The sequence below is a fragment of the Mangrovibacter phragmitis genome (assembly GCF_001655675.1).
GTDB lineage: Bacteria > Pseudomonadota > Gammaproteobacteria > Enterobacterales > Enterobacteriaceae > Mangrovibacter > Mangrovibacter phragmitis.
In genome coordinates this window covers 272,501-292,409 of the sequence record NZ_LYRP01000043.1, presented here as the reverse complement: position 1 = coordinate 292,409, position 19,909 = coordinate 272,501, and the positions used below count along the sequence as shown (strand labels likewise).

Annotated in this window: 11 protein-coding genes and 1 tRNA gene; 5 read left to right on the top strand and 7 right to left on the bottom strand. The window is 54.4% G+C overall.

The window, feature by feature from the left end:
* From A9B99_RS18925 to A9B99_RS18915, 4 genes are all read right to left on the bottom strand, one after another.
* Positions 1-8,609, bottom strand: an 8,609-nt coding sequence (locus A9B99_RS18925) for a hemagglutinin repeat-containing protein (protein WP_064600253.1), incomplete at its 3' end; no start/stop codon positions are given.
* Between the two features lie 11 nt (positions 8,610-8,620).
* The gene (locus tag A9B99_RS18920; RefSeq protein WP_156519104.1) at positions 8,621-10,291 is read right to left on the bottom strand and encodes a ShlB/FhaC/HecB family hemolysin secretion/activation protein; all 1,671 of its coding nucleotides are present in this window, start codon (positions 10,289-10,291) and stop codon (positions 8,621-8,623) included.
* 362 nt (positions 10,292-10,653) lie between these two features.
* Entirely contained in the window at positions 10,654-10,890 is a 237-nt protein-coding gene (locus A9B99_RS24530) for a surface-adhesin E family protein (RefSeq protein WP_231889215.1), read from the bottom strand.
* Positions 10,891-11,074: 184 nt separating this feature from the next.
* The gene (locus tag A9B99_RS18915; RefSeq protein ID WP_064600248.1) at positions 11,075-11,569 is read right to left on the bottom strand and encodes a DUF2569 domain-containing protein; all 495 of its coding nucleotides are present in this window, start codon (positions 11,567-11,569) and stop codon (positions 11,075-11,077) included.
* A 370-nt stretch (positions 11,570-11,939) separates the two neighbouring features.
* Between A9B99_RS18915 and A9B99_RS23955 the strand changes: the two genes are divergently transcribed.
* Together A9B99_RS23955 and A9B99_RS18910 are read left to right on the top strand one after the other, a co-directional pair.
* Positions 11,940-12,110 carry a hypothetical protein gene (locus tag A9B99_RS23955; protein WP_156519100.1) on the top strand — a complete coding sequence of 57 codons (171 nt, stop codon included), beginning with the start codon at positions 11,940-11,942 and terminating at the stop codon, positions 12,108-12,110.
* Between the two features lie 304 nt (positions 12,111-12,414).
* Positions 12,415-12,502, top strand: a tRNA-Ser gene (locus tag A9B99_RS18910).
* Positions 12,503-13,004: 502 nt separating this feature from the next.
* On the opposite strand, the gene A9B99_RS18905 is transcribed toward A9B99_RS18910, so the two are convergent.
* From A9B99_RS18905 to lsrR, 3 genes are all read right to left on the bottom strand, one after another.
* Complete coding sequence (locus A9B99_RS18905) at positions 13,005-13,355, bottom strand: cupin domain-containing protein (protein WP_064600244.1); 351 nt, start codon at positions 13,353-13,355, stop codon at positions 13,005-13,007.
* A gap of 16 nt (positions 13,356-13,371) precedes the next feature.
* Positions 13,372-14,964: an autoinducer-2 kinase gene (gene lsrK / locus A9B99_RS18900; RefSeq protein ID WP_064600241.1), complete on the bottom strand. Its 1,593-nt coding sequence runs from the start codon at positions 14,962-14,964 to the stop codon at positions 13,372-13,374.
* 78 nt (positions 14,965-15,042) lie between these two features.
* Positions 15,043-16,002, bottom strand: a complete 960-nt coding sequence (gene lsrR / locus A9B99_RS18895) for a transcriptional regulator LsrR (RefSeq protein ID WP_064600239.1) — start codon at positions 16,000-16,002, stop codon at positions 15,043-15,045.
* A 254-nt stretch (positions 16,003-16,256) separates the two neighbouring features.
* Between lsrR and lsrA the strand changes: the two genes are divergently transcribed.
* The 3 genes from lsrA to lsrD are packed head-to-tail and all read left to right on the top strand — an operon-like array spanning position 16,257 to position 19,872.
* Positions 16,257-17,831: an autoinducer 2 ABC transporter ATP-binding protein LsrA gene (lsrA, locus tag A9B99_RS18890; RefSeq protein ID WP_064600236.1), complete on the top strand. Its 1,575-nt coding sequence runs from the start codon at positions 16,257-16,259 to the stop codon at positions 17,829-17,831.
* Entirely contained in the window at positions 17,825-18,874 is a 1,050-nt protein-coding gene (gene lsrC / locus A9B99_RS18885) for an autoinducer 2 ABC transporter permease LsrC (protein WP_064600233.1), read from the top strand. Before lsrA ends, lsrC begins: the two co-directional genes overlap by 7 nt.
* Entirely contained in the window at positions 18,874-19,872 is a 999-nt protein-coding gene (lsrD, locus tag A9B99_RS18880; protein ID WP_064600230.1) for an autoinducer 2 ABC transporter permease LsrD, read from the top strand. Before lsrC ends, lsrD begins: the two co-directional genes overlap by 1 nt.
* Positions 19,873-19,909: the final 37 nt, after the last annotated feature.

Sequence of the window (19,909 nt, the reverse complement as noted above, 5' to 3'; positions counted from 1 at the left end):
TAACTTTCTGTATTTTCAACTGACTTATTGTATCTATTCCATTCATCCTGACTTGCTCCTGCCTCCGGCTCTTTAGTTCCATTTTTGGCCAGTTCGGCCTTACCCGCCTCTATGGCACGAAGCTGCCCTTCTGTTCTGGCTATATCACCAACCTGAGAGCCGATTTCGCCAATCATTTGCACAGCCTGCAGGCGGTTCTGCTCTTTCTCCTTGTCAAATATCGGACTGATGGCATCGTTAGCTTTTGTCACATCACGTTGCAGACCACTCAGGTCCTGCTGCTGACCTGACCTGTCCCGAATGGTAATTGTTCCCTGACTGACAACAGCCTGCGTGGTGCCTTCTGCGTGCCCTGAACTGCTCATGCCGGATAACAGTGTGGTTGCCATGTTACCGGCAAACTGACCACCGATACTGCCGGACGAGCTGAACCCGCCACCGGTATGTGAAACGTTATAATCTGCCTTATTGACTATATCGCTGAATCCCAGAGTGCCGGTATTCAGGTGATTATCTGCCGCCGCAGCCGTGCTGGCTATTGCACCACCATTCAGCTGTGTATGGTTCCCGGTGGTAACACTAAAGCCCCCGTCTCCCGCGAAAATACCGCTCTGCTCGGCCACACTGTCGTAAATGCTGTGCATTTTGTCCTGGCTGAAGTTGATATAGCCAGAACCGCTCATTGAACCAAAGGTAAAACTCCCTCCGGCACTGACACTGCTTTGTTTGGAGTCATAGTTGTTGCTGTCCTGCAGACTGGTAATGGTCAGATTACGGCCTGTATCAACTGTGACCTGATTACCATTAACCTGAGCCCCGGTAAGTGTGGTATCCCTGCCGCCGGACACAGAAACTTTTCCACCACTGTCCAGCGTGGTCTCTGACCAGTCAGTGCCATCACCTTTCTCATGCCCTTTCGCCGCATTGACACTTGCGAACACACTGATACCAAAGCCACCCTGCCCGGCACCAATGCTCACACCCACACCACCACCACTGCTGCTGTTGCTGCCCGTTGTCTTCTGGGTATTTGCCGCTGCAGTGAGAATGATATCCCGCTCAGCTTTCAGGCTGGTGTCTCCGGCTGCTTTCACATGGCTGCCGGCTATGACGATATCACCACTGTTACCCTGCTGTTGTCGGCCTGTCGCTTCAACAGACAGATTTTTCCCGGCATTCAGGGTTGAGCCGGTGACTGTGTCCGATTCCTGATGCTGCGTGGATTTTGATTTCTGCGTACTGAGAGACACACTGACATGTATTCCCGCATCCGGCTGTCCGGTGGCATTCGCTACAGAATTAGCCTGAACCGCCTGAACACCTGAAAGTACCGATTTCGTCGCCTGAAGTGCGGCAAGCCGGGAGTCGCTTTGTTTGCTGGCAGCCTTAGCTGTGCTGACGGCATTATTTACAGCGTCAATTACAGCTCCCGTAAGCGCCACTGTCAGCCCACTGCTTTTCTGCTCAAACGTCTGGTCAGTGGTACGTTTGTCGTGTCCCGGGTCAATAACCACACTGTCGCCCTTCAGGGCCAGGTCCTGCCCGGCCACCACATCCGAACCGGCAATATGGAGTTGATTACCGGCAGTGATCGTTACATCGCCGCCGTTGCTGCCGATGGTGCTGGTACTCTGGCTCTGAGTGGTGCCCTTCTCTTTCAGGTCCTGTCTGGTTTTCGTGCTGCCAATCGTAAAGCCGATTCCGCCAGAGCTCATCAGGCCGCTTTTCTTCTTCTCTTTAAACTGCCAGTTTGTGTCGGTGTTCGTCGCTGCCGCGATATCAACATTATTACTGGCAGCCAGTGACACTGCGCCATCGCCCACCACCGAAGAACCCTGCACCTGCAGATCATGCCCACTGCTGACACTGACATTATCGCCACTTAACAGTGAGCCTGTTTCACGGGTGGCACTTTGCTCTGAAATCGTATGGGTGGTTGTTTTACTGAGAAAACCTTTTTTCTTTTTGGTTTCTTCCTGGTAGTGATAATCACTTTCGGTTGCAGTCCCCAGGTTGATATCGTTGACAGCCTGTACGCCAATATCTCCCTGGGCAGTCACCTGCGCCGCCTGGCTGTTCACATCACGCCCGGCAATGACCACGGTGTTACCACCGCTGGCGATTTCAGTGCCCTGCTGGCGCACCTGGTCGTTAATCACGGTTTTCTTTTTGGTGCGGTAGCTGTCGCCCTGAGTGGTTTTATCTGCCAGCAGGTTGACATCCCGCCCGGCCTGCAGGCCGACACCCTGCTCAGCCGCCAGTGCCGCAGAGTGCGCGTTAATATCCTGCCCGGCCTGCAGGACCAGGTTATTACCCGCAGAAACCGTGGTGCGGTCCAGCCCGGTGCTGTGGGTTTCAGACGCGCCATCACGGGTGTTCCTGCTGGTTTGCCCACTGTTCAGGTTGAGGTCATTTGCGGCTGCCAGTTGTGCACTGCCTCCGGCATTCACATCGCTGGCGGCAAGGGTGAGGTCATGCCCTGCCTGCACACTCAGGTTGCCCCCGGCGGTTACGTTACTGCCCTGCCAGGTAACCGATGCGTTGTTGGTATCGTTGTGGCCACGAAAACCCGACGTGGTGTACTGGTCATCAACCTGCCGGGCATTCACTGCAATATCGCCCCGGGCCTGCATTAACATGTCGCCCCCGGACGTGAGCGTTGCGCCGGTGACTGATATATCTTTCCCGGCAGACAACGCCAGACTATCTTCCGCAGTAATGCCGGCGGTATTGCCCAGTGCCGTGTTTTTCAGTGTGACATTGCCGTATTTACTCCAGGCATTAATGGTGGTGGTGTCGGCCCTGGTCAGGTTATTAATGCTGCCACCGAGGCTTTCCAGCGACACGGTTTTCCCGGCGATGGTGGCGCTGATATTGTTAATGTCGCTCACCGCGCTCAGGCTGAGACCGCCCCCGGCTTTAATCAGGCCATCATTAAGGTTGCTGATGCTGGCATCGCTGTCCAGTGCCAGTGAGTTTGCTGCCAGCACGGTACTGCCGTCGCTGGTGATATTACCGGCTTTGAGGTTGACGTTATTCCCGGCAATCACACTGCCGTTATTCACGGTGGCATCCTGTGCCGCCAGATACAGCTTCGGCACCATCACCGTCTGGCCGTTGATAGTGGTGGATTCCCACCACAAAATACTGTGGTCAAGCGAGGCAATTTGCGCCGCAGAAAGTGACTCCCCAAATTGCAGCCCGAGGGATTTCTGTGCTGAAGCCGCGTTATCCATCAGGTAACGCATTTGGTCCAAATCTGAGCCGACGCCGTTAAGGTAGCGGCTGCCTGTCTGGTTCAAAATGGCATTACTGACATAGCGTGTATCGAACGCGGCATCGCCAAGGAAGCGGTAATCCTTGCCCGGGTTCAGGTTCAGCCGCCCCAACAGGTAAGACGACCCGAGAAATGCATTCTGGTCGGTATAGGTGGTGCGGGTTTCCACTGGCGCACTGGCAGCTTTTATCCCCAGCAGAGCATTCAGGTCACCAAACACCGATGGGTCCAGTGGCCCCAGGCCACTGAGTTTCGGGTTAACCGTTATCAGGTACGGGCTTTGCGGGTTGGTGGCGATAACAAAGTAGCCACTGCTGCCCGATGGCAGGGGGTAAGCGCTGGTATCCAGGCCCCGGCTTTTTATCGTGTCAGGCTTGCCACCTGCTGCGCCGCTGCTAATTTGCTGGAGGGCATTCTGTAACTGACTTTGCCAGGCTGGTGAATCTAACGGGACCGTACCAGCCTGGGCCTGTTTTTTCACGCTACCGCTAATATCCTGGCTGCTCAGGGTATTCAGGGCCGGGGCGCTTAGGGTGCCACCGATGCCTCCGGCATTGGGGGTCAGGCTGGTATTGCTGATATTGTTACGGAAACTGGCATTAAGATCACCTCCGGCCTGGATAACGGCACGGTAGATTTGGGCATTCTCGGTGGTGGTGTCATGGCCGGTCAGGGCGTAGTCGAGGTATTTTTCATTTGGCCCAGAGACATGGGTGTCCCCATGATCCTGAAGCATATTAGACAGTGTTGTTGTCGCTACCGCCCCCTGGTAGGCATAGACATAAAAATCCGTCGTCAGGCCAGCCTGCCAAGACTGATTATTTAAAACATTACCAACAAGGCTGGCATTAGCAGCGGCCAAAATATCACTGGCGTTGTTCTCCAGAGTACTTGCCGTAATATATAAATTCCTGCCGGATGACAGACGTGCAGAACCGCCATTGGAAGTGACAGTTCTTACTGTCTGCGAAGACGCAACTTTTTGCGTCATCCAGTCTGACATCGGGGCATAATAATATGTGATATAAAAATCGCGGATGCAGGAGCCATTCGCGCCGCAACTTCCTGTATTGAAAGTATGTCCTTTCCCAGTCACGCCAAAACTACCTTTCGGCATATCTTTTATCGCACGACGCCACACGGCCCCCCCAATCGCTGGATCTGAATTGAGTGACTGCGTACTCTGGCTAACACTCAGTCCATCCCGTTGATTCAGCAAGTGACCAGTATTAATGCTGATATCCCCGTTACGGGTTTCGATATTGCCGGAGGTGTTAATCACTTCATTGCTGGCATTTCCCGCGCCATCGCGCTGCAGCCACAGGTTATTTTCCGCCAGCATATCGCCGCGCTGGTTACGGATACTGGCCGCCAGTAACGAGAGGTTATTACCTGCGTAAAGTAAAGCCGTGTTAACAATGCTGCCCGGCGCACTCAGAACCAGGCTGCCCAGGGTGCCGGTAAATCCGTTAATGGCGATATCGCCCCGACTGGTCAGGGTCACATCACCCCCGCCCTGCAGGCTGCTGCCGCCATCGGTGACAATGCCGGCTCCGCTCAGGGTGCTGCCACCGTTACCGGTGGTGATTTGCCCACTGTTGGTCAGCACTCCCCCGGCAGTCAGGTTGACGGACTGCCCCTGCATCAGCCCCTGGTTCTGCAGGCTGCCCTGGCTGGTAATGGACAGGGTTTTACCGGCTGCCAGGGTGTGGTGCCCGGTAAAGGCGTTTGCCAGTTGCAGGGTAAGATTGCCCAGTGCGATAACCTGACCAGCCTGGTCAAAACCGGCACTGGTCAACAGCAGGTCGCCACCGCTCAGCAGTCGTCCACTGTCCTGCTGGTTCACCTGCCCCGCGCTGACGGTCAGTTGTGATGTGCCGGTCAGGGTGCCACTGTTGGTTATCTGCCCGTAATTTACGCCCAGCGTACCGGCCTGGATGGTACCCAGGCTGGTCAGGGAAGAGCCCCTCAGGGTGGCCTGGTCCGCCAGCCAGGTGCCGCTGCCCGTGGCGCGGTCTGCATTCAGGGTCAGCGTACCGGCCTGGAGCCAGCCGCCCCCGCTGAACTGCGGCGTACTCAGGGTCAGTGCCGTGCCATCCAGTATTCGTCCGTCGTTACGGGCCAGGCTGGCGGCCGTAATCTGCCCGTCGCCCGCGCCCTGAATCAGGCCATCGTTCTGCAGGCTGCCGGTAGTCAGCGTCAGGCTCTGCCCGGCGCTGAGGGTGCCGCCAGCGGTGTTGGTCAGGGTGCCGGAAGGGGAGAGTGTCAGGCTGCTGTCGCCCTGAATCAGGCCGCTGTTGGTCAGGTCCGTGCCGCTGACGGCCAGGCTTCCGGCCTGCAGATTACCCTGATTGTTCAGGCTGTCGGTGGTCAGTTGTACGGTCTGGCCGGAAAGCGTGCCGGTGTTATTCAGGGAATCTGCCGTCAGTTGCACTGTATGGCCGGACAGTGTGCCTGCATTGCTCAGGGTGTTTCCCGTCAGGGCCAGCGTTCCGCCCGTCTGAAGGGCTGCACCCTGCTGGTTGGTCAGCGCCATGGCGGCGGGTACTGAGGGTAGAGCCAGCAGGCTGGCGCTCAGCGGACTGGCTGGCGTGACGCCCTGCAGGGTCAGGTTGCCGGTACTGAGCAACTGGCCGTGGTTTTCCAGCCCGGGAGCCTGCAACACCATATCGCCCTGGCTCATCAGGGTGCCACGGTTAATCAGGGTGTCATCCACACGGGCCGTCAGGCCACCCTGTCCCAGCAGGGAGCCGGAATGGGTCCAGTGCCCGGCAGTAATATAGGTCTGCCCGCCCTGCAGGGTGCCGTCGGTCAGCAGTTGCCCGGCGTTCAGCGACAGCATGCCGCCACTGAGCCATTTTGCTCCGTTACCATTGACCAGCGTGTCGCCGGTGGCGCTCACGCCGTGGGTGCCCTGCAGCGTTCCCTGGTTTTCCAGTCGCCCGGTGGCAGTCAGTTGCACCTGGTCTCCGGCAAGCTGCCCCGTATTGCTGAGGGTATCGCCACTCAGGGTCAGTGCCCCGCGGGCATACAGCAGCCCGGTTGCCGTATTAGTGAACGCGCCAGAATGACCGCCCAGCGTGGCGGCATTCATCTCCCCGCTGTTCTGCAGGGTGGCGTTATTCAGTATCAGTGCACCATCGCCGGTAATCAGTCCGGCGTTATTTATCACCGGGATGGCGAGAGTGACATCCCCGCCGCTGTGCAGGGTGCCGCCCGCCAGGTTATCCAGCTGCCCGGTCTGCATATCCACCCCGTCCATCCCCTGGAGCAGTCCGCTGTTACTGACCTGACTACTGTGAATCGCCAGTTGCGTTGCCGTCAGGGTGCCGATGTTGGTCAGGGTGCCCGGCGTGGTCATCAGAATATGCTGTGCTCCGGACTGGCCGCTGTGAGTCAGTTGCCGTGCACCAGCGCTCAGGCTGCCGCCCGCCACCTGCGTACCGCCCAGTACCATCTGCTGCCCGGCTGTCAGCGACATATTGCCACCGCTGCGCAATTGCGCATCCGTACCTGTGGTCAGGTTGGTACCCGACGCGCTGAAGTTACCGTTCGCGTGAAGCGCTCCGCCCAGTGTGAGGGTATCGCCCGTCAGTTGCAGGTCACCAGTGCTTTGTATCCGTGCATCCGCGTTGCTGGTTAACGCTGTGCCGGTGATCCCCAGGTTGCCCCCGGCAGAAACCTGCCCGCTCAGGTTCATACTGCCCGCGCCCAGCGTCATGTCCCCGCCGCTGACAAGGTAACTGCTCTGTCCGGTGATCAGGTTGTCCCCCTGCAGGGTGAGGCCCTGGCCAGCGGAGAATGTTCCCAGCTGTACGATCGTGCCCGCATTAACAGCCAGGCTGCCGGTACTGAGCACCTGTGCGTTTTGGCCGTCGCTGAGGCGGTCGCTCAGGGTCAGTCGGGTATTCCCCTGGCTGCCCAGCGTACCCTGCTGGTCCAGCGTGACGCCGGTGACAGCCAGGTTGCCGGTACTGCGCAACTGCCCCAGGTTGGTAAACTGTGTGCCGCGCAGATCCATGCCACCGCCCTGCAGGGTGCCGGTGTTGATCAGGCTGTCCGCCTGAATGATGGCGCGTCCGACCGTCTGTATCTGTCCACTGTTGCTAAAGCGCCCGGCATTCAGGGTGACGCCGCCGCCCGCAGTGAGCTGGCCCTGGCTGGTGAAGGTATCGGCTGTAAGATGCAGGTCCCCGGCGCTACTGCCCTGGCTGGCGCTGTCTGTTGTCACCTGACGGCCGCTCAGACCCAGGCTTCCTCCACTGATCAGAGTACTGCCGGCAGACTCCAGTTGCCCGGCGCTGGTCAGTTGCAGGTTGCCGTCCCCGGCGAGGATCGTGTTGTCCAGTGTCAGGTCACCTGCACTGTTCACATTCACCGCACCACCCGCTTTGTGCTCTCCCGACAGGATCACACTGCCACCCCTTGCGGTCAGGCTGCCCGAAGCCAGGCTGTTATTCATCCGCAACTGCCCACTGGCATCAAGGGTGATATCCCCCTGGCGCGCCACCAGATTACCCAGGTTCACGCCCACGCCTTTATCACTGGAGACCAGGTGGATCCGGTTAGCATACATGCCACCCAGCGCGCCGGTATCAACTGCAACAGCAGGCGTACTGCCTTCACCGCTAACAGGCGTGACTTTTCCGTCGCTGCCCACCCGGTTAGCCCCGGCCACCACCGTTAAATTTCTGGCATGAATAGCCGCATTGATTTCTGTCGCCCGGGAGATAAGCGTCAGCGCATCGCTGTCGGATGCATCCAGCCCCTTACCTTCTACAGTAATGCTCCCTTTTGTGGCTTCAACAGCAATCAGTTTGCCACTGGCATCGAACTGCGGTTTCCCTGTGGTCAGCGTGACATTTGGTGTATTGATAAACCCACACCCGTTGCAGGTGATGCCATACGGGTTGGCAACCATCACACTGGCTGCTTTCCCTGCCACTTCGGTATAGCCCTGGAGCTGCGAACGGTTGCCGCCATTAACCTCATTGATAATGGCCTGCGCTTCATGCCCGGCTTTCAGATTAGGGTTATTTTGAATCAGCCCGCCAAGCTGGGTCGGGTTCAGCTGTCCGGTGGCGTTATTCAGGATCAGTCCTTCCGGGCCAACGTTATAATCATGAAACTGGTTATGAGACACCCCGGCACTGTTGGGCGTGGCAATGTTGATAACCGGGACACCATTTCCTGCCGTGTCTTTACTGGTTGGGCCCTGTGGAGTCAGTGCGGCCGCAAAAGCGGGCGCAACGGGCTGCCAGATAAGCAGGCCACTGATAAGCCAACACAGAACACGTTTAAAAACGGGTACAGGCGGTTGATGGTTATCCACGGAATACTCCTTCAATACATGAAAGTCAGTCGCCAGTTAACAACAAGGTGATCCGGACCAAGCCAGTCCGGGTAGTGCAACGGAGTGCCAACAGATATCTGGCTTGCATACCAGCGCCCGCCGGTAGTTAAACCCGCAGAAGCGCCCCACAGTGTGCCGGCAGCCTGCTGGTCGGGGTGGTCTTTCTCCAGCCAGCCGCCATCCAGTGCCACGGTGGCACTGATTTGGCCAATAACCGGGAGCGACCCCAGTGCGTAATTCAGTTCATTACGCCAGTAGCCCCCGTTATCGCCGGAGATATACTGTTCTTTGAAGCCGCGTACCGAGCTCTCGCCCCCCAGTGTCAGCCGCTCACTGGCGTACAGGCGGTCTGGCGACCATTGCCCGTAGAGGCTGGTGAGCCACCATAAACGGTCGTTCAGTGGGCGCTGATAACTGGCACTGGCACTCCACTTGCGAAACTGTGCTTTCGGCAGGTCACCCCTTTTTCCGGCGTCACTTTCAGCATCAAACCAGGGCATACCCCGGCTGAAAACCGGGTTGAAAGTTGCCACCCCACCGGCAATTTTTTGGGTATGGTTAATGCCTAAAGAGATACTGGTTAGTTTGCGCGAACTGGTACTGAGCAGGGCGTGGTTAAGCCAGTTGCGGCCGGTATAATGGGTTAAGCCTGCGGTAACTCCGGTTTTGATATCGCCATTGCGGAACACCACCCAGGAGCCATTCAGCCGGTGGTTTTGCGTGCTGCCTGTGGATACCCAGTCAAACCCGTTGTTGATAAAAGTGGTGCGGTAATCGCTCCAGCTCCATGTGTAATCGAGCAGGCCATAACCCCAGGGAACACTGACACCCGTCTGTAAGCTTTGCGCATCATACCCGGTGGCAAAATCACTGCTGCGCCCACCACTGACAAACCACTTGTCGGCAATACCCAGCAGGTTATTGCCTGTGAGTACACCTGTAAGCTGTTTTTCGCCGGTTGATTTTTGCCCGCTGTTATCCAGCGAAACACTGGCAGTAAGCGGAAACTCTGGTCTGGCCGTCAGGTTGACGACGGAATACCCCGGGGTTGTATCGGGTAAGATTTCAATCTGAACAGGTGATGTGCGCAGGCGGTTTATTTGCTCCATACCCTGCTCAATATCGCGCAGGTTGAGCACCCTCCCCACCAGGCCGGGAAAGGCCATTTTCAGCATCAGGGGGGTTTTACCATCGAGATGTATGGCGCGCAGTTTCCCTTCCAGCACCACAATTCGCAGTGTGCCTGTTGCCAGATTTTGTGGTGTCAGGAACGCGCGGCTGGTGATGTATCCCCGGCTGATATACCAGTCTGATACCTGGTTGACAGCAGCGGTAATCCCCCTGATGTCCAGGCACTTACCTTGCCAGCCAGCCACCAGCTTTTGCTGCGCTGTGGGGGAAATCAGCGTGCTGCCCTGCAACACAATATGTTGAATAACAAAACACGGGCCTGCACCTGCTGGCCCGGCGAAGGAAGGTTGTTGCCCGGTAATGGAGATGCTTTTATCCAGCTCATCGCGCTGCTGCTGGCTTTGTTGCAGTAACTGTTGCTGGCGTTGCTGAATATTATTTCTGTCTGCCGGAGACAGCGGTGCAGCACCGGATGGAAAGGCTATAATGAAAAACAATGTGAGCAAAAAAACCTTGCGTAAAGCTGGCATCATCCCTGACCTGTCAATATCAGACTAATTAAATTAGAAGTAATAATAAGAATGTTAACGGACGCTATATCGGAAGCTGGATGAATATATTTAGGAAAAAGTTTATTGCTTATTTAATTTCACGCATTACGCATGACTTAAAACAAAGTGACGTACATTGTTATCCCCTGAAGCAAATTTTTTCCAGAACACAGATTAATATTCTGGTCACTTAGTAACACCTTGAAAAAAAGAAATTAATGACAAAAGCAAATCGCTAATAGCATGTAAAACCCAATCGAGCACAATGCCATCCAGGGCGCTGAATTACCTGTAGCGCCCTGAATGAATGCAATCTGTAACTCAAGAGTGATTGTTATTAGTCAAACTCGCCAAGTCAAAGGTGGGCGAGTATCTCTCGGGGGTTCAGGCTTCAATCGCGTGGGATCAATTTGGCACACTGCATTGCCCATAATGCCAGCTAATGAGTTTTCTGGAATGTCTTTCCACTGCCCTGTCGGGCTTCTTTTAGCGATAACATCCCCTTTCCCCCAATACTGAGAGAAATAGATGCGTTCAAACTGCGCTCTCTGATGAGTGTCACAGTTAACAACATTTATTACCGTTGAGCTGGCAACATAAACAGGCTTCCGGGAAGCGTGTCTGCACATGCTGTACCCACCACTCCGATAGCAAATGCCAGCGCTATGCGATATTTCATGAAAACTCCTTAATAGAAAAATACCATAAATAAGACACCATTTTATTTTTGTACCCGCCTTCCCGGTGAGCATGAGTGTGCGCCTATTTACAAAAAACCGTATCGATCCTTTTCGAAAACAAGAAATAAGGGATCCAGACCAGAACCCCAACTGCTGCGCCTGTTAAGGCTCTCATACCATATGAATCGAATGGTGCCTGAAACCAAAGGATGGGGAGCACTGTTAAATAGAGTGCGCTAAGCAACCGTATGACATAATTAATGACCATGATTTTTCGGATGCCAGACTTACACCTGAAAAAGAACCATGAGGCACCGAGCGAGATAACATACCCTGCCAGCAGAAATGCAACTGCCCCCATTGCATAGTACGAAATAAACCCTGTTTTTCTGAAATAACTGACAACAGCATCTATATAGGTATAGAGATCAAACAAACCCAGCGTACAACCGGAAATGAGCCCCAGCGCGGGTAGATACAGCAGCCCATTAATTTTGCGTAACTCTTTTTGTTCACAGCTATCACATAGCCCGGATTCTTTATTTGACTCAAGCCCATTGCATTGAATGCATTTCATTATTCGCTATTCCTTTATGAAAACCAGAAACTCAATTACAAGCAGGTATGTATTGCACCGGTAACACATGAAACCTTGTGTACTTAACACGATGCAAATCAGCTTTATCGACTTCGTAAGCCATATGTACATACTGATACTAATAACTCTCCACAATAAGTTGATTAATAATATTTAAATTAAAATATCAGAATATAATAAAAATATTATGCAAATTTATGGTGAATATCATCCCAGCCAGACTTGTATTCCTCTTAAAGCAGATCTCTGCCGTACTGGCAGGCTCAGTTAAACCGTCATCTTGCTGTCATCGTTTTCACACATAACCCTGCCATGCTAACCCTTCCAGTGATCTGCGGAGGACTATGAGATGTTTTTTCCTGCAATCCCAGGCAAGTACTGTACCGACAAGTTTCCGGATACCGTGATGGATGACGAAGCGGAAGCACTGGCAATGAAAATACGGGAATTAAGGCTGACGCTCTGGAGTGAAGAATCCACTCAGCCCGTCGAAGACCTGCATGGTTTTTATGATGATTAGCCAGCCAGAACAGATTACTGCGTACCGGTAATCACTTCCTGTTAATAACACCGGGCGAGGGTTCGTGAACGTTTTCCTGCACGAATATCGCCCATTTTTTATTCCCCGCCCCATTATCTTTTTGTCTTTTTGCTGGCATTGTTCTGTTTCGCTCTCCTGGCAGGTTGCTTAATAAATTCAAATAAACGGCGACTTGCTCGCGCTTTAACCGAACGGTATATAAACCCTAAATTCTTCTTGACCGTATGGGGATGACTCCCTATAGTAGCGCCCCGTTGCTGCTCACGCAGTGGCGCAAAAATTTGGTGAGGTGTCCGAGAGGCTGAAGGAGCACGCCTGGAAAGTGTGTATACGGCAACGTATCGAGGGTTCGAATCCCTCCCTCACCGCCATCTTTCATAGAAGAGCCTGTACTCACGTACAGGCTTTTTTATTACCCGAAACTCCCAGAGGGAGGGTAAGAACCCTCGTCATTCCCCTGCATAATTCACCACGCAGGTGCGTTGGCTGTGCTCGTTCGCACCGGTCACTTACTCCAGTAAGCTCCCGGCAACTCCCTGCGCTGCCGCCTTCCTGCACGGCGAATTATTTTGGGGAATCCATCACTGAATGTGGCTTATAAACAACACCTTGTGCTGGAAGTTATAAAACCTGAATAATCACCCCACTCGCCATTCCATACAGACTTCGCCCTGCCGGGCCATACCAGCATAATAAGTAGCGCATTGCACAAACAAAAAAGCCTGCATCCATTTGCAGGCTTTGGCTCTTTCAGTATGCCGTTATTCAGACCGGGACGTCATCAATACTCTGCCCCCCTGGGCCGTTCGCACCCAGCGTGGTGCCTTCATTTCTGCCGTGAAGTAACAACCCATATAACTCTCACCCGGCTTGCTACCAGGCTTCCGGTTCTGCCGGGTGGCTGTCATTCATTAAATGCGGGGATTTAACAAACACTCCTTTCCAGGGCACATCACCACGGTTAACCAGGTAATGCGCTTCGCCTGGTTCACACTGCAAAACATCCCCTTCCTGCAACACATGCAACACCCCTTCCAGGTAGAGGCACACTTCACCGCTTAGCGTATAAAAAACCTCACAGGCTTCTTTGTGCCGGTGGTTGCGAAATGACTGCCCGGGATTCAGTACCACAACACCCATATCGCACTGTGGGCCACGAACCAGGTACTTGGGCCCGTTATCCCCAAAACGGTACTGGTGCTGTTGCTCGTTAGTTTTCAGCATGATGCGCCCTCTTATATTACAAACCAGGAGCTTTCCACATTGATGTGGTTAAGCCATGATCCACCAGCCCGCGCTGGTCCTGATAAACCGCCAGCCACTTCTCCCGTGCTTCGTGGTACACCGCATAGTTGGCCGGGTCTGGTTGGTGTTCCCGGTCCCAGCGCACCAGTTTCTCACCGGTTTCAGCAAGGGATGGGTAAATGCCAGCGCCTACGCCTGCGGCAATGGCACAGCCCAGCGCCGTCGCCTCTTTTACTACCGGAACCCGTACCGTAAGGCCGGTGACATCCGCCAGAATTTGGCTCCAGAGTTTGCCCTTCGCGCCTCCGCCAGCAAATACCAGCGAATCTGCTTCCACGCCGGAGAATTCAGCAATCTGTTTAAGGTTACAGGCCGAGACAATGGCTGCGTTTTCTTCCAGAGCACGGAACAACGTGGCTTTATTGCATTTTTCAGGGTCAATCGACAGGTTAATAAACGAAGGTGCAGCGTGGTACCAGGTTTTAAACCGCATCACGTCTGAAAAGATGGGCATTACGCCCCAGGCACCTGCAGGCACACGGCCCGCCATCTCTTCAAGCAGGGTATACGCATCAATCCCCAGCCGGTCCGCAATAAGCTTTTCTTCCGCGCAGAATGCATCACGGAACCAGCGCATAGTCAGCCCGGTAAAGAAACTGATGGATTCCGTCTGCACCATGCCGGGAATAACATGGGGATTAATACGCACATTCATATTCGGGTCAGTGACCGGCTCAGGCAAGTTAACTACCTGCTGCCAGAAAGTGCCACCCAGCACAGCAGTTTGTGCCGGGCGCACCACCCCCAGCCCCAGGCAACCCAGTTGCACATCCCCACCGCCCACCACCACTGGCGTACCGGCTTTCAGGCCACAGGCTGCTGCGCTGTCAGCCGTGACAACCCCCAGTAAACTGCCAGTTTCCTTGACTGGCGAAAGAATGTCAGAGCGCAACCCGGCCATTTCCAGCAGGCCGGGTTTCCAGTCACGGGTTACCAGGTCCAGCAAACCCGTGGTACCCGCGTTGGAAGGGTCCACCGCCAGTTCGCCACTGAGCATAAAGGCCAGCCAGTCGCTGATCATTGTTACGGTGGAAGCCTTGCGGTAGATATCCGGCCGGTGGTGCGCCAGCCACAACAAACGCGGCATGGCGCTCAGAGCCAGTGTTTGCCCGGAACAGCGGTAAACCTCGTTTTCAAATGTGTAGTCGTACAGTTCTTTCAGTTCACTAACTTCATGGGCGGCCCGGGCATCAACGTTCGCGCAGGCCCACACTGGCGTGGCATTGCTGTCATAAATCACAATGCCTTCGCGCATAGAGCAGGCTGAAACCGCAACGACAGATTCCGCAGCAACATTACCGTTATGCAATGCCTGACGAATGCAGTTACAGGTGAGTTGCCAGTTTTTATTGAGGTCAAATTCCATTGACCCCGGCACGTCGGGCACGGCCAGGTGTTGCCACTCAGCCTGGCCGACACTGATTTGATTGCCGTCAAAATCAAAAATAACGGCGCGGACACTTCCTGTACCGGCATCCAGCGCCATCAGGTAGTGTGGTGAAAGGTTAGGAGTACAGAGTCGGGCCATAAAAAGATCCTCGGCGTTATGTCGCTTCCTGCCGTTGACTGCTCCATGTATCAGGGTAAGTGTTCATTATTAAAATATTTATTTTTCAATCAGTTTCAGTATTTCTGCTGCAGTATTCTGGTCCGTGACCAGTGCGTTGATATAACCGCCTTTCATGGCGGCAAGAACGGCTTCGGCTTTCTCTATTCCCCCCGCCACACCAATCACCAGGGGGATCGTGGTTAATGCATCCAGGCTGAGCCCAATTAATTCCTTGTGAATACGCATGTCTGGCACAATTTGCCCCTGCGCATCAAAGAAATACCCAAGAATGTCGCCCACCGCGCCTTTGCGGCCAATCATCAGTTGTTCGCCTTCGGTGATATAGCCCGAATGGAGAATGGTGGCATCCGTCCGCTGGCTGATGGAGCCAATACCGACAACGGCCACATCGGCAGCCTGCGCTGCCAGCAACACATCACGCACGCTGTTTTCATTTCTCAGTGTTCTGGCGATATCCGCTGACGATGCCCGCAAGGGTGCAGGAATAATATTCACGCTACAGGCGGCATCCAGCTGGCCTATTCCGGTCATATAAGGGCCCACACCGCCAGACAGCGTCACCAGGCGGATTTGTTGTGAAGAGATAAAACCACTCAGGCGTTTCAGTGTGCTCATGGTGGTTTTGCCGAACCCCACCGCCAGCAACTGCTGCGCACTGAGCGACTCCATTAACATATGCGCGGCACCAATCCCCAGCCGGGCGCAAATATCGGCATCGGGTAGCGCCGGGAGCACCCGCACCTGGCGCAGGTCAAAGTGCTGTTTCAGTGTGTCTTCATATTGCAGGCACCCTTCAAAGCGCGAATTAATCTGCACCCGAATGATGCCCGACTGGTGCCCTTTCTCCAGTAAACGGGAAACTTTAAGGCGGGTCAGCCCCAGGCGTTCGCTGATTTCACTTTGGGTTAAGCTGTCGTGATAATAGAACCAGGCGATCCGTGCCACCAGCTCCTCTTCACTCATTTCATTACCAGGAATAAAGGTTGTTTCACTCATTGTGGTTTCTTCGCTTCACTGTGAACATTTTTAAATTTTAAACACAATTGTTCTCATTGCGACAACTAATATCTGTGACATATACCACATACCTCACTTTCTTGATGAACAAATAAAAAATAAAAATACAAATATTGCAGAAACGTGATCCGCACTGAGGTTTTATCGCCGCCCCGCAACTATGTTTATGAACAATTATTTTTCTAAAACACATTTGTTCAATTCTACTGAGTTGAGATCCGGACGGAGGCGTAATGCAAACCAGTCACCTGACAGCCCCACCACTCTTGCAGGTAAGCCAGTTATGCAAGCAATTTTCCGGTGTCGATGTGCTTAAAAAGATAGATTTCACCCTGCAACGGGGTGAAGTACACGCGTTACTCGGTGGCAATGGAGCGGGAAAATCCACCCTGATGAAAATCATTGCCGGGGTCACACCGCAGGATTCAGGCACCATTGCTATTGATGGCACAGTATGCAGCCGGTTAACCCCGGTTAAAGCACACCAGTTGGGGATTTACCTTGTTCCTCAGGAGCCGTTGCTGTTCCCCAGCCTGACAGTAAAAGAAAACATTCTGTTTGGGCTGAAAGGTTCACAGGCCACCACTGCAAAAATGACTCTGTTACTGAATGAGCTCGGTTGTAAATTCGATACTGCCAGCCCGGCTGGCATGCTGGATGTCGCCGACCGGCAAATGGTGGAAATCATGCGCGGGCTAATGCGTGATTCCCGCATTCTTATTCTTGATGAACCCACGGCTTCATTAACCCCTGCTGAAACTGAACGCTTGTTCTCCCGGGTGCGGGAGCTGCAACGCAAAGGTGTGGGTACAGTATTTATCTCCCACAAGCTCCCCGAAATCCGCCAGATTGCCGATGTCGTGAGCGTGATGCGCGATGGCAAAATTGCCCTGAATGGCAAAACACAGGAACTCTCCACTGACGCCATTATTCAGGCCATCACACCTGCAGCCCGTAATGAAGCGCTGTCGCCCACGCAGAAACTGTGGCTCAGCGTTCCTGGCTCCCGCCCGGATGTTGAAAAAGGCACCACCGTGCTGGCAATTGAGCAACTGAGCGGTGAGGGTTTCAGGGATATTGCGCTGGAGGTTCGCGCAGGCGAAATTCTGGGGCTTGCCGGCCTTGTTGGTGCCGGGCGTACTGAGCTTGCGGAAACACTGTACGGGTTGCGTCCGGTATCCGCCGGGCTGATTCGCCTTAACGGGCTGGATATCACTCACCTGAATACCCGACAGCGGCTGGCGCACGGCCTGGTGTATTTGCCTGAAGACCGGCAATCCTCCGGTCTGTATCTGGATGCTTCGCTGGTGTGGAATGTCTGTTCCCTCACCCACAACCAGCAGGGGTTCTGGTCTCATTCGCAACGTGATAACGCCACGCTGGAACGCTACCGGCGGGCACTGGACATTAAATTCAGCGATACCGAACAACCAGTACGGACCTTGTCCGGCGGTAACCAACAAAAAATCCTGATTGCGAAGTGCCTGGAAGCCTCGCCGCAAATTCTGATTGTGGATGAACCCACCCGCGGTGTCGATGTGGGCGCCCGCAACGATATTTATCAGTTGATCCGTAGCATTGCCGACCAGAATGTCGCCATCCTGTTTATCTCTTCCGACCTGGAGGAAATCAGCATGATGGCCGACCGGGTTTATGTCATGCACCAGGGGGAAATCAACCCCTCGCCGTTGAGCGGTGCAGACATCAGTGTCGACACTATTATGCGCCTCGCCTTTGGCGAAGGGAGCGCCGCAGTCCAGCCTCGATCTGACTCTTTAGCCAGCACACAGGGGAAACATGTATGTTGAAATTTATCCAGCAGAACCGGGAAGTGACCGCGTTTATCGCCATTCTGTGTTTGTTTGCTCTGCCCGGTGCGCTCGACAGCCATTACTTTGGTATTGGCACCGTCACCATGGTATTCAGCAGCGCACAAATTCTGATGCTGCTGGCGATGGGAGCAGCGCTGGTGATGCTGACGCGCAATATTGATGTTTCCGTGGGTTCCATCACCGGAATGTGCGCAGTATTACTGGGGCTGATGCTTAACGCCGGTTACAGTCTGCCTGCCGCCATTGCCGCCACTTTGTTGCTGGGGCTGTGCGCGGGCCTGGTTAATGGCATTCTGGTTGCCTGGCTGAAAATTCCGGCGATAGTCGCCACACTGGGAACCCTCGGGCTGTATCGCGGCATTATGCTGCTCTGGACGGGCGGTAAATGGATTGAAGGCCTGCCACCGGAATTAAAAAACCTCTCCGAACCGGTTATTCCGGGCCTTTCCCCGATTGGTATTGTGATTATTTTCCTCGCGCTGGGCTTCGCGTGGCTCCTGGCAAAAACACAAACTGGCCGCAACTTTTACGCCACGGGAGATAACCTTCAGGGGGCCCGCCAGTTGGGCGTGCGTACAGAATCTGTGCGTCTGGCCGCCTTCGCGTTTAATGGCATGATGGCTGCACTTGCCGGGATTGTCTTCGCCTCGCAAATTGGCTTTATCCCCAACCAGGCAGGTACCGGGCTGGAAATGAAAGCTATTGCTGCCTGTGTGCTGGGTGGTGTCAGCCTGCTGGGTGGTTCCGGGAGCATTATTGGCGCGGTTCTCGGCGCTTATTTTCTCACCCAAATAGACAGCGTACTGGTGCTGCTGCGTATCCCCGCCTGGTGGAATGATTTTATTGCCGGGCTGGTGTTGCTGGGCGTACTGGTCTTTGATGGCCGGTTACGTATGGCGCTTGCCCGTAATATTCGCAAACAGAAATATGCACGTTTCTCCCCAAAGCCTCCGGTCAGCAAAAACGCGATAAGCCCGCCTGAAATAACCGCTCATGACAAAAAACGGAGGGTAGCCTGATGAATAACCTCAAACATTATGGCTGGGAGCTGGCACTGGCAGCGCTGCTGGTAATTGAAATTCTCGGGTTTGGCGCAGCCAATTCGCAAATGCTTAATATCAATGTCCTGTTGTTCAGCACCAGCGATTTTATCTGCATTGGCCTTGTTGCCCTGCCGCTTACTATGGTGATTATCAGTGGCGGTATTGATATTTCATTTGGCTCCACCATTGGGTTATGCGCCATTACGTTCGGGATGCTGTTTCATGCAGGCGTTCCACTACCGCTGGCGATTGCGCTCACCGTGCTGGCGGGCACTGTATGTGGGCTTATTAACGCAGCGCTGATTATCTACACCGGAATTAACCCACTGGTGATAACACTCGGCACAATGTATTTGTTTGGCGGCAGCGCACTGTTGCTTTCCGGGCTGGCTGGTGCCACTGGCTATGAAGGCATTGGCGGTTTCCCGGACAGTTTCACCAACTTCGCTAACCTGTCCGTACTGGGGCTGCCGGTTCCTCTGCTGTTCTTTTTATTCAGTGTACTGCTCTGTTGGGCCTGGCTGCATAACACCCACCAGGGGCGTAACGTGTTTTTGACCGGCCAGAACGCCCGCGCCGCCCAGTACAGTGCCACACCGGTTAACCGCACTCTGTTCTTGCTTTACGCCATGACCGGGTTTGCCGCGTCCATCGCAGCCATTTTACAGGTTTCCTATTTCGGTTCCGCCCGCTCTGATCTGGGCAGCGCCTTCCTAATGCCCGCGATTACTGCGGCGGTACTGGGTGGCGCCAATATTTACGGTGGATCCGGCTCTATCCTGGGCACGGCGCTGGCGACTTTGCTGGTGGGCTTCCTGCAGCAGGGTTTACAAATGGCGGGGGTACCCAACCAAATTTCCAGCGCCCTGTCTGGCGCGCTGCTCATTATTGTCGTCGTCGGGCGTTCCGTGAGCCTCCATCGCGGGCAGATTCGCGACTGGCTGCGGCGTACACAGGCAGCCTGGCTGCACTGACGATTACCACTTTTTACGGCCAATGCAACGCACTATT